The following is an 11,771-nucleotide window of genomic DNA, read 5'->3' on the forward strand; positions in this document are numbered from 1 at the left end:
AATTTCTGAACTATACGTCCATTTTAAACGACCGTTTTAATATATGGTCAAACACTGGCTCGTCAAGCCCTAAATTTATAAAATATACTAATGGCGAAAATAAGGTGATTAGATAAAACTTTGACCAAATGAATACTCCTTTCCCCTTATGGGGAAAGGAAAATCAGTCATTTAGCCAATGCTATAATTTAATGGTCCGCCCGTGAATGGCGCAAACCCAGTTCCAAAAATAACACCGGCATCTGCAAGGTCGGCATCGCCAACAATACCCTCGTCAACCAGCTTTTGTGTTCGCTGAAGCAATGGCGCAATCAGGCGCTCGGCAAGACCAGCAGGTATTTCGCCAGCTTTGCCTTTTTGCGCCTTACCATCAACCCAATTATAAAAACCACTTCCGGTTTTTTTGCCCAAATTGCCTTTTTCGATTTTTTCAAGCAAACATTTTGGCGCCTCATCAGCATCGGCAATTTGGCTGCCTGCGGCCATGGCAATATCAAGACCAACGGTGTCAACAAGTTCAATTGGGCCGATAGGCATACCAAAAGCAAGCATAGCCTCGTCAACAGTTTCAGGACTAATCCCCTCGTCAACAGCACGCATTGCCTCAAGCATATAGGGTGTAAGCACTGCATTGACCAAAAACCCAGGGGCAGACTTTACCGGAAGCGGTAATTTATCGATTTGTTTAACAAATGACAAAGCCTTTTTGACGGTTTTTTCATCGCTAATTTCGGCGTTGATAACCTCTACAAGTGGCATCTGTGCGACTGGATTAAAGAAATGGATCCCAACAAGACGTGCTGGATTTTTCAAAACAATAGCTAAATCTTCTAGTTTCAGGCTAGAGGTATTGGTGGCTAGAATTGCACTGGCTTTCATTTTCTTTTCTAAAGATGAAAGCAAGCTATGTTTGGCATCAAGATTTTCAAAAATTGCCTCAATGACAACATCGGCATCCTTTACGCCGTCACCCGCAACATCGGGAACGAGGCGATCAAACGCATCGCGTGCCAAAAGCGGGTCTTTTATACGGCGATCAAACAATTTTTTAGCGCGCCCAATTGCCGGTGCAATCCTATCGACAGATGTATCCTGTAAAGTGACTTTTAAACCGCGTAATGCACACCATGCCGCAATATCGCCACCCATAATGCCAGCACCAACAACGTGAACATGGCTAGCCTTAAAGTCGCTTTGTGAGCCAAACTTTTTCAATCTTTCCTGAAGGAAAAATACCCGCACCAAATTACGAGCAGTTTTTGAATTTATGATATTATCAATTAAATTAGGGTCAGCTAGTGCATTACCATCATGTTTTTCCCAAATATCAAGAATTGCATATGGTGCGGGGTAATGTTCGGGACGCGCCTTTTTGACAAGTTCTTCACGTGCCTTTTTGGCGGTTACTGTCTTTAACGGACCACTTAGCACCTGTGAAACTAAACCAAGTTTTTTATGATGATCACCAGAAAGCACCAATTGCTTGGCGGCCATTTCCATAACACGAGGTGGCACACAATCATCAGCAAGACCAAGTTTTTTTGCCTTTTTGGCATCAATAGTTTTACCAGAAAGCATCATATCAAGCGCTTGCGGTGCGCCAATTCTTTCAGGGAGACGTTTCATACCACCCCAACCAGGGAAAATACCAAGCATTACTTCGGGCAAGCCCATTTTGGTTGACGGTTCATCTACCACAAGCAAGTATTTACATGCCAATGCAAGCTCTAGCCCGCCACCCAAACAATGCCCGCGTACCAATGCTAATGTTGGATATTTCACATCACCAAGGCGATTAAATAAATTCCAACCACGGGAAATTATTTCAATTCCTTTTTCTTTGCTATCGAGTTTTGTAAACTCATTAATATCAGCACCGGCAATAAAGCCAGCTGATTTTCCAGAACGGAAAATAACGGCTTTGGGTTGGGTTTTGTCGAATTCATCAAGCAATATTGCCAATTCATCCATGATTTCTTTGGATAATGTGTTGGCATTTTCGCCAGCTTTGTCCAAGATTGCGGTTATGATCCCTTGTTCATCATTTTCTAACCGCCAGTTTTTGAGATTTAATTCAGTCATTTTTATTCTCTTTAAATAGTTTCAACCAGCATCGAACCGCCAAGACCGCCACCAATACAAATTGTGGCAATCCCTTTCTTGCCGCCTGTACGGCGCAAAATCTGTAAAACATGAAGCACGATACGCGCGCCAGACGCCCCAACTGGATGACCAAGAGCCACCGCGCCACCATCAATATTAAGCTTTTCTTCGTCAATCTTGCCGAACGCACTAGAAAGACCAAGCTGGCCTTTGCAATATTCGTCAGATTCCCAAGCGCGTAGGCAACCAATTACTTGTGCTGCAAATGCTTCGTTTAATTCCCAAGCATCAATATCTTCAATCTTAAGATTATTGCGCTGCATCAATGGTGTTGTGGCATGAACTGGCCCAAGACCCATAATAGCAGGATCAAGCCCAGCCCATTCACTATCTGAAATTACGCCAATTGGCTTTAATTTATGTTTTTTAACCGCTTCTTCTGATGCCAATATAAGCCATGCCGCACCATCAGTAATTTGTGATGAATTGGCGGCGGTAATATTGCCGTATTTTTTGTCAAAGAATGGTTTTAATTTTGCCATGCCCGCCATTGAGGCATCAGGCCTGACCCCATCGTCAGCGGCATAAACCTTACCATCGCCATCAATGATTGGAACTATTTCCTCGAAATGCCCGCTTTGCTGTGCCGCCAAAACCCTTTGGTGGCTACGCACCGAATATTCATCCATTTCTTTGCGGCTAATATTAAATTTCCAAGCCAGATTTTCTGCGGTTTGCCCCATCAATAAACCAACCACAGGATCAGTTAAACCCTTCATAAGGCCAATCACAGGATTCAAAACCTCTGGAACCTTTAATTTTGCGAAGACCGCTGCCTTTTCCATTGGGGTTTTTGCGCCCATAAGAGATGCAAACCAACCAACCATCTTGTCGTTATACATAAGTGGTGCGCGCGACAAAGCATCAACCCCACCCGCCATAACCAAATCCGAACGACCAGTAAGAATATTAGCGATTGCAGAATCAAGCGCCTGCATACCCGATGCACAATTGCGCATCACGGTCCAACCTGGAACTTTTTCGCCACACCCCATGCGTAATGCAACCATACGCCCAATATTGGTTTCATCAGCTGATGCACCCGCACATCCAAGAATAACTTCATCTAAATCTGTTGGTGCAAACTTTTGGCGGAGCAATAAGGCACGACCCGCTTGGGTTGCCATATCGGACGCAGAAAATGGCCCTGGGCCTTTTTGCGCCTTTAAAAATGGTGAACGAGCACCATCAACAATATATATTTTCTTGTCAAATCCCATTGTAACCTCAATCTATTTGGGTAACCTTAATCTGTTGAGTAATTTTAGTAGATACTATCGTGTGCGCCTTGTGACGCATTTCCCGATTGCGGGAATATCGGCAATTGTGGAAGCGGCGCACGAAGACCGCCCAATAAAAACGACATTAGACGTGGCAATAATAAATCTGGGCGCTCATCTTTATCAGATGGTGAAAGCTGCCAATCCGTGACACCAGTAAGAGCGTCAGCGCCAGTAATCGCGTAAGATGTTGCGCCCAGCATAAAATGAAAACGCCAAATAATTTCAGACTTTGGCACATCAGGCAGCGCCTTGAACAAGGCATTTTTAAACCTATCCATCACATAAGCATGCTCACGTGCCAAGAAAGTATTGATGAATTTTGAAGGGTCGGTCAATGTACGCCCCAAAAGCCTTACAAAAGTGCTTCCACCGACGCTTTCATCATTTGCCATTCGCAAAAGCGTGCCAAACATTGCGTCAACAATTTGCGAAGGTTTTAATGGACCACCATTTACCTCGGCCTCCATTTCATCAAGCACCCGCAAACGTTCATCATTCAACCAATCCAAGCGACGACGAAATACTTCTTGAATAAGCGCCTCTTTCGAACCGAAATGATAATTAACTGCGGCAAGATTAACCTCTGCCTCACTAGTAATATGGCGCATAGAGGTGGCATCATAACCGAACTCCATGAACAAACGTTCTGCCGCGTTTAAAATTTTCTCGCGGGTTTCGTTAGCACGGGATTCATTTGCCTTGCCATCAACTGATTTTGCATCATTTGATTTGACCTCAAAATTTGTTTCACTCACCCCGATGTCAGACATTATTATTTTTCCTCTTGACAATTCATACGTTCGTTTTAAACATATCAAACAATAGCTAAATGGCAAAATATAAATCGCAGCCGCAAACAATATATCCGACTATAACAAGATAAGTAAGTTTTAATTCGGACAATAAATAAAAATATGTCGATTAATCGACAAAAGAGGAAACGGTCTAGAAAAGGGAGGAAGCAAATAGACAGATAAAGTAATAATCTGTCGCACTATACAACAGACAGGTAACGTCATCATTTCATTGACGAACGCGTAAACCTGTGCAATATCCAATTTATATAAACAAACACTGATAGCAACAATATCAGTATTTTAAATACAATTATTTTACTTTTGAGGGAGTGAATATATGTTGGCATTTCTTGCCGCCACCGCAATGGCTGGCGCTTTTACCGCTGATACAGCAATTGGCGAATGGCGTTCACCGACTAAAAACGCAATTGTGCGAATTTCCGCTTGTGGCAATTCATTATGCGGCACATTATTATCATCTGATGACATCGCCAAAGACCCTGGCAAAAAAGATGAAAAAAACAAAAAGCCTGAATTACGAAACCGCCCACTAAAAGGCATTACAATGATTTGGGGTTTTAAGCAAAAAGGCAATCAATGGGTTGATGGTTGGGTATATAAGGCCGACGAAGGCAATACATATTCAGGTTCAATAACAATCGTTGATAAAGATCATATCAAACTAACAGGGTGCGTTGTTGCACCTTTGTGCAAAACTCAAACATGGACCCGCGTAAAATAACGCCTTGGTCAATTTCCATATTAAATAGTTTTTTAGAGGGGAACACAAATGAAATTTAATTCAAACAAAACGAAACGTCTTGTTACAACAAGCATTCTTGCAGTTACAGCTGGTCTGTTTTTTGCTGCTGAAGCCAATGCAGGCGCATTTTATCTTCAAGAACAATCAGTAAAAGCAAACGGTCGCGCGTGGTCTGGTGAAGTTTCAGAGGCTGGTATCGAACAAGCATGGTGGAACCCTGCTTCTATCGGTGGTATCTCTGGTACAGAAGCATTCATGGGCGCTACTTTGATTGCACCAACTGCAAAAGTTAACAATATTAACACTCGTATTATTCGCCCTACCCTACTTGTTGGCACTACAGTTATTCCAACTACTAACTTACCAGTTGGCGGCGTTCAAAGTCATAATAACCCAGTAGAACAGGGCGTACTTCCAACTGGTGGTATTGCAAAAAAATTGAATGATAAAGTTGCTATTGGTCTACTTTTGTCATCACCTTTCAGCATGACCAGCGATTACGATCCAACCAGCTGGACACGTTATAGTGCAGACGAAACTTATCTTCGCACCTTTGACATCCAGCCAATGGTTGCCTTAAATCCAGTTGCAAATCTTAGCCTTGGTTTAGGTTTAAACGTTGAATATGTTGAAGCAACTTTAAGCAACTATATTCCTTCTGCGCTTCCAACTGGTACTGATGGTCACCAAGAGCTTCGTGGAGATGGCTGGAATGTTGGTTATTCATTGGGCGCACAATACCACAATGAAAAATTTGACCTTGGCCTAAGCTACAAATCTGCGGTCAAGCATAAATTAGACGGTAGTGTTACAATCGCAGGCCTAACCGATCCTATCGCAGTAGCATACGGCCTTAACAAAACAGTTGATGGTGCAAAAGCAACATTCTCAACACCATGGCAAATCAATGTTGGCGGTCGTTATCATGCAACCGATAAATTGACCGTTAATTTGCAATACACACGCTTTGGCTGGAGTGAGTTTGACACAATCGAATTAACTAATATGGGATCAACAGGCAACCAGAGCCTTCCATTTGGTTACAAAGATTCAACTGCTGTTGGTGTTGGTCTTGATTATAAATTCAACGACAAGCTTACATTACGTGGTGGCTTGCAATCAGACAGCAGCCCAATTGCAGATGGTCACCGTGACCCACGCGTTCCTGACAGCGACCGTATAACTGTTGCTGCTGGTGCAACATATCAACTTAAAGACAATCTTTCTATCAATACTGCGCTTTCTTTAACTAGCTTTGACAAAGTTAATATTGATAAGAAGACTGCCGCTTATGCGGGTACACCACTACAAACAGTTATTACTACTAGTGGCGTATTGGACAATGCAAAAGCAGTAACCTTTGGCGTAAGCGCACGTATGACATTTTAATAATTTGAATATCATATAACAAATTAATGGCGGTGGTAATATCCACCGCCATTTTTATTTATAATGCAACATTTTCTTAGAAATGTGCGTCTATATCAACCACGTCAATAAGTTTATGGTTCACAAATTCTTTTAGACCAAGACCCAAAAGTTCACGTCCGTAACCTGAACGACGTACGCCGCCAAACGGCAAATCAGCCTCAACCTTAGTTGGATGATTTACAAAGACCATGCCAGTTGAAATTTTGGCGGCAACTTCTGCACCGTGTTTAGTGTCTTGTGTAAAGACTGAACCACCCAAACCAAATGGTGAATCATTCGCAATGCGGATTGCATCTTCCTCATCTTTGGCACGGAAGAGCATTGAAACAGGTCCAAAAAACTCCCAATAACGCGCAGGATTATCCTCACCAACTTCGGTTAAAATTGTTGGCTGCACAAATGCACCTTTAGTTGGGACAGGTGGCCCAACTTCTTCAGCTTTTGCACCATGTTCAATGGCTTTAGCAATATTTGCTTTAATATCGGCTGCAGCAGATTGTGACGATAATGGCGCAAGTGTTGTTTTGACATCAAATGGATCACCTGCAACAAGTTCGGCTACGCCTTTACGATATAATTCAAGAAATTTATCATAAACTTCATCAACAATAATCATTCGTTTGGATGAAACACAAACTTGTCCACCATTCCAATGCCGTCCAAAAACTGCCCATTTTACTGTTTTCTCCAAATCAGCATCTTTTAGAACGACAAAGGCATCCGCACCGCCCAATTCCATAGTTGACTTTTTCAATGCGCTTCCTGCCTGTGCCGCAACAATTGCACCAGCAGCCTCAGAACCTGTTAACGCCACCCCATGAACACGCTGGTCGTTAATAATCATTTCCACCTGTTCACGGGTCGCATAAAGATTGGTGAAGCAGCCTTTTGGTAAGCCCGCATCAAGCATAAGTTTCTCAAACGCAGCGGCAGATTGCGGAACATTAGATGCATGTTTCAAAATCAAAACATTACCCGCAGATAATTGCGGCGCCAAAATCCGTGCAATTTGATAATAAGGAAAGTTCCAAGGTTCAATCGCCAAAATAATTCCTAATGGTTCACAAACCAAAATTGCGTTACCTTCAGCAGGATCCAAAACCGGAAGCTTCTCAGGTTTTAACAATTCTTCGGCATTACGGACATAATATTCAAGAATTTTCGCGGAAAGCTCTACCTCGGCCTTTGCTTCAGTAAATAATTTTCCCATTTCAAGGGTAAGTAATTTTGCATATTCATCAGAATTCTTGCGCAATAAATCAGCCGCCTTTTGAAGAATTTTACCTCGAACTTCAAAATTTGTTTCACGCCATGCAAGAAATGCATCATTAGCAGTATCAAGCGCCGCCTTAACCTCTTCATTTGTTGCATTTGGGAAGGTTTTTATTGTTTCATTTGTGAAGGGGTTAGTAGTTGCATAAGCCATCTCTCGGGCTCCTTTCGATAAAAATAAATCAATATAAACAATGCATTATAATATATGATATCGTATTGATTTATAATTTGTAATATAAGATTTGAAAGGCTTATTCTCAAGTATTCAAACATTAACATTTGACCATAATTCCTAACATTGAGACATTTAAGAAGAGAAAATTATGCAGATATGTTAATAGCAATTTTATTATTTATTTGACGTTAACGTAAACCATGAGTATCATCCAATCAATAAAACAAAACAATAAAGAGAGGAAATAATGACTGCCGATTATATAATTATTGGCGCGGGTCCTGCTGGCTGCGCGCTGGCATCGCGGCTTGTTAATTCATCAAAATCGCCGAAAGTAATTTTAATAGAAGCTGGCCGCCCGAAACCATCAATCTTAAATATTATGCCTGCCGGCCTTGCACTATTGGTACGCGCCAAAGGGGCTTATAATTACGGATTTCAAACCACACCCCAAGTGGAACTTAATAACCGCATTGGCTTTGTGCCACGTGGCCGCGGCGTTGGTGGTTCAAGCTTGATTAATGCGATGATTTACATTCGTGGACAAAGAGAAGACTATGACGAATGGAAAAGTACGGGATGCACCGGTTGGGGTTGGGATGAAGTTCTACCATTATTCAAACGTTCTGAAAACAATGCTGTATTTCACGACAACATTCATGGCAATGATGGCCCATTAAAAGTCTCTAATCTTGCAAGTCCAAATCCTGCTAGTTACGATTTTATAAAAGCCGCAAACGAATGCCAATATCCAATAAATCAAGACTTTAACGGCATTTCACAAGAAGGTGTTGGACTTTATCAAGTTTTTCAACACGAAGGTCGCCGCTATGATGCCGGAACAGCATATCTTGGTAATCTTAAAAACCATCCCAATTTAAAAATAATTTCCAATGCCACAGCCACAAAAATTTTGATTGAAAATAAAAAAGCAACTGGCGTTATTATAAAAACCAAAGCAAGCGAAACCACGCTATTTGCAAATAAAGAAATTGTGATTTCTGCGGGGGCGATCAATACCCCGCAATTACTTATGCTTTCTGGAATAGGCCCAGCAGTGCATCTAAACGAAATGGGCATTGAAGTTGTTCATGATGCAAAACAAGTTGGGCAAAATTTACAAGATCACCTCGATTATACCGCCAATATGCGCGTTAAAGCGGATGGGTTAATTGATTTTGGTCTTGGCGGCCTGAAAGCAGCAATGAAAGGGATAATTCCATTTCTCACCAAAGGCAAAGGCCCACTTACCACCAATGCCGCCGAAGCTGGTGGTTTTATAAAATCTTCACCGGAAGTTGAACGACCAGATTTACAATTGCACTTCTGTGTTTCTAATGTCGACGATCATGCCCGCAAAATGCACTTTTTGCCTGGCATTGCTTTGCATGTATGCGTTTTAAGGCCGCAAAGTCGTGGCGAATTAAAACTGGCTTCTAATAACCCACTTAATGCGCCAATTATCGACCCTAATTATTTGAAATCTGACTATGACAAACAAACCCTTCTGAAGGGGGCAAGAATTGTTCATAAAATCTTATCCGCCCCAGCGTTCAAACGCTATGATGGCAAGATGATTTATGGTAGCATTGATGCAAGCGATGATGAATTAAAACAATTAATTGCCGCCCACGCCGATACCATATATCACCCTGTCGGGACATGCCGTATGGGTTCAGATGACGCTTCAGTAGTTGATCCACAATTACGGGTTCGCGGTATTGATGGCCTAAGAGTTGCTGACGCTTCTATTATGCCGACCCTCATAAGTGGCAATACACAAGCCCCCTCGGCAATGATTGGCGAAAAAGCATCCGACCTTATTTTAGAGGATTTATGATGACAAATTCAGATGACATAATGCAAAACATATTTGAAGCGCAATTTTTGGCATCGCGTAATCAGGTCGCACCAGATTTAGCAACTAGGCTTAGCTTACTTGAAAAACTTAAAAATATGGTTTTGGATAATGCCGAGGCAATTGCAAAGGCAATTTCCGATGACTTTGGTGGGCGCGCACGTGCTGAAACCGAATTATTAGAAATTCTGCCATCTATTCATGGCATCAAATACACAATGGGCAAACTAAAAAACTGGATGAAGCCACAAAGGCGTGCAGTTGATTTAATGTTTCAGCCGGCGTCATCGCAAATTCGTTACGAACCATTGGGCGTAATCGGCATTATTTCACCGTGGAATTATCCGTTATTTCTTTTAGTTGGCCCATTAACCGATGCTTTGGCTGCGGGAAATCGTGCCATGATAAAACCTTCGGAACAAACCCCAGTATTTTCTGAACTTTTTGCAAAATTAATTGATAAGACGTTTGACCCGCTTGAAGTATCCGTAATTAATGGTGGTGTCGATGTAGCACGCGCATTCTCAGAATTACCGTTTGATCATATAATATTTACCGGCTCAACCAATGTTGGAAGAGAAGTTATGAAGGCGGCGGCAAATAACCTTACGCCAGTTACTCTTGAGCTAGGTGGAAAATCACCGGTTATTATTGATGATGATTACGAAATTGAAAAGGCAGCAAATTCTGTCGCCTTTGGCAAGTTCCTAAATGCTGGTCAAACATGTATTGCACCCGACTATGTTCTTGTCCCCGCTGCTAAGGCAGAAGAATTTTGCAAAAAAGTTATAAAACGCGCCAATCAGTCATATAAAAAACCCACAAGCAATGAACAATATTCTGCAATATGCGGCGAAAGACACCGTACCCGCCTTTGGGGCGCCATCGAAGAAGCACGGGCAGCAGGGGCAAAAGTTTACAACCACAAAGCAGAAACCACAGAGGGCGCAAAAATAACCCCAACCGTAATCCTTGGTGCGCCTAATAATTGCCTAATTATGCGTGAAGAAATTTTTGGGCCAATTTTGCCCGTTGTTCCCTATACAATTATCGAGGATGCATTGGCATTCGTTCGTGAACGCCCTCGCCCACTGGCGCTTTATATATTCTCAAATAGTAATGATTTTCAGGAGACAATTTTGAAAGGCGCAATTTCTGGCGGTGTTACAATCAACGGCACATTAATGCATGTTGCCCAAAGCGCCTTACCTTTTGGTGGCATTGGCCCGAGTGGAACCGGTGCATATCATGGCTTCGAAGGTTTTAAGCGTTTTAGTCATGCACGTTCAATCCATAAAATTGGTTTTATTAATGCGTTTGAAATGCTTGGTCCTCCGTGGGGCGCCTTAAGCAAACTTGCAGGAAAATTGTTTGCAGGGATAAAATAAAAACTTGGGCAATTTGTCTAAGTGATGAAAGTCACCCAAGGCGTTTATATTTGCCGCATGAGAGATGCCGAACAACCACAAAAAATTCTGATTGTTGATGACGACACGCCGTTTGCAACTACGCTTGCCAATTCATTCCGCAAACGTGGGTTTTTATCATTTATGTCAAACAGTGAAGATAATGCTATTCAACTTGCGCAAAAAGAAATGCCTGAATTGGCGGTTGTTGATTTAAAGCTATGGCATTCAAACGGCCTTAAAATTGTTGAAAAACTTAAAGAGATAAATAACGACATAAGAATTGTTGTTTTAACTGGTTACGGCTCTATATCGACAGCAGTTTCTGCAATTCGTCTCGGCGCATGCCATTATTTATTAAAACCGTCTGGCACTATTGATATTATAACCGCATTTGACCGTACCAAGGGAAATTTTGAAGTTGATATTGGCGACAAGCAAAATGCAAAATTAAAAATTGACAAATGGGAATTGATAAATAGTGCCCTTTCACAAAATGATTTCAACATTTCTGAAACCGCACGCCAATTGGGAATGCACAGGCGAACACTTGCCCGCATCCTAAATCGTGGACGAAAACAGACTTCTTGAATGAAATATCTTGTATAATTTTGTGCAAA

The 11,771-nt window shown here is 41.9% G+C and carries 9 protein-coding genes; 5 read left to right on the forward strand and 4 right to left on the reverse strand.

Translation table 11 applies throughout. The features are described 5' to 3' along the window. Window positions 1–171 precede the first annotated feature (171 nt). Genes KXV15_RS12620 through KXV15_RS12630 form a run of 3 tightly spaced genes read right to left on the reverse strand, consistent with a single transcriptional unit; the run spans window position 172 to window position 4,216 of the window. Complete coding sequence (locus KXV15_RS12620) at window positions 172–2,082, reverse strand: 3-hydroxyacyl-CoA dehydrogenase NAD-binding domain-containing protein (protein ID WP_240008571.1); 1,911 nt, start codon at window positions 2,080–2,082, stop codon at window positions 172–174. 11 nt (window positions 2,083–2,093) lie between these two features. Continuing rightward, window positions 2,094–3,383 (reverse strand): acetyl-CoA C-acetyltransferase, encoded by a 1,290-nt coding sequence (locus KXV15_RS12625; RefSeq protein ID WP_240008572.1) that lies wholly within the window; start codon window positions 3,381–3,383, stop codon window positions 2,094–2,096. A 44-nt stretch (window positions 3,384–3,427) separates the two neighbouring features. Continuing rightward, window positions 3,428–4,216: a TetR/AcrR family transcriptional regulator gene (locus tag KXV15_RS12630; RefSeq protein WP_240008573.1), complete on the reverse strand. Its 789-nt coding sequence runs from the start codon at window positions 4,214–4,216 to the stop codon at window positions 3,428–3,430. A gap of 364 nt (window positions 4,217–4,580) precedes the next feature. On the opposite strand from KXV15_RS12630, the gene KXV15_RS12635 reads away from it, so the two are divergent. Both KXV15_RS12635 and KXV15_RS12640 read left to right on the forward strand, forming a co-directional pair. Beyond that, window positions 4,581–4,985 carry a DUF2147 domain-containing protein gene (locus tag KXV15_RS12635; RefSeq protein ID WP_240008574.1) on the forward strand — a complete coding sequence of 135 codons (405 nt, stop codon included), beginning with the start codon at window positions 4,581–4,583 and terminating at the stop codon, window positions 4,983–4,985. A gap of 48 nt (window positions 4,986–5,033) precedes the next feature. Continuing rightward, window positions 5,034–6,395, forward strand: a complete 1,362-nt coding sequence (locus tag KXV15_RS12640) for an OmpP1/FadL family transporter (protein ID WP_240008575.1) — start codon at window positions 5,034–5,036, stop codon at window positions 6,393–6,395. A gap of 76 nt (window positions 6,396–6,471) precedes the next feature. Here the strand turns inward: KXV15_RS12640 and KXV15_RS12645 are convergent, their stop codons facing one another. After that, on the reverse strand, window positions 6,472–7,863 hold the full coding sequence (locus KXV15_RS12645; protein ID WP_240008576.1) for an NAD-dependent succinate-semialdehyde dehydrogenase: 1,392 nt from the start codon (window positions 7,861–7,863) through the stop codon (window positions 6,472–6,474). A 271-nt stretch (window positions 7,864–8,134) separates the two neighbouring features. Here KXV15_RS12645 and KXV15_RS12650 point away from each other — a divergent pair, with 271 nt between their 5' ends. From KXV15_RS12650 to KXV15_RS12660, 3 genes are read left to right on the forward strand one after another with little or no spacing between them, the layout of a single operon-like run. Then, on the forward strand, window positions 8,135–9,727 hold the full coding sequence (locus tag KXV15_RS12650; protein ID WP_240008577.1) for a GMC family oxidoreductase: 1,593 nt from the start codon (window positions 8,135–8,137) through the stop codon (window positions 9,725–9,727). Beyond that, window positions 9,727–11,133 (forward strand): coniferyl aldehyde dehydrogenase, encoded by a 1,407-nt coding sequence (locus tag KXV15_RS12655; RefSeq protein ID WP_240008578.1) that lies wholly within the window; start codon window positions 9,727–9,729, stop codon window positions 11,131–11,133. The genes KXV15_RS12650 and KXV15_RS12655 overlap by 1 nt, the downstream gene beginning before the upstream one ends. Window positions 11,134–11,157: 24 nt before the next feature. Next, entirely contained in the window at window positions 11,158–11,742 is a 585-nt protein-coding gene (locus tag KXV15_RS12660) for a response regulator transcription factor (protein ID WP_240008579.1), read from the forward strand. Window positions 11,743–11,771: the final 29 nt, after the last annotated feature.

Origin of the sequence: Pseudaquidulcibacter saccharophilus, from assembly GCF_019455445.1 — a bacterium.
Lineage (GTDB): Bacteria > Pseudomonadota > Alphaproteobacteria > Caulobacterales > Aquidulcibacteraceae > Pseudaquidulcibacter > Pseudaquidulcibacter saccharophilus.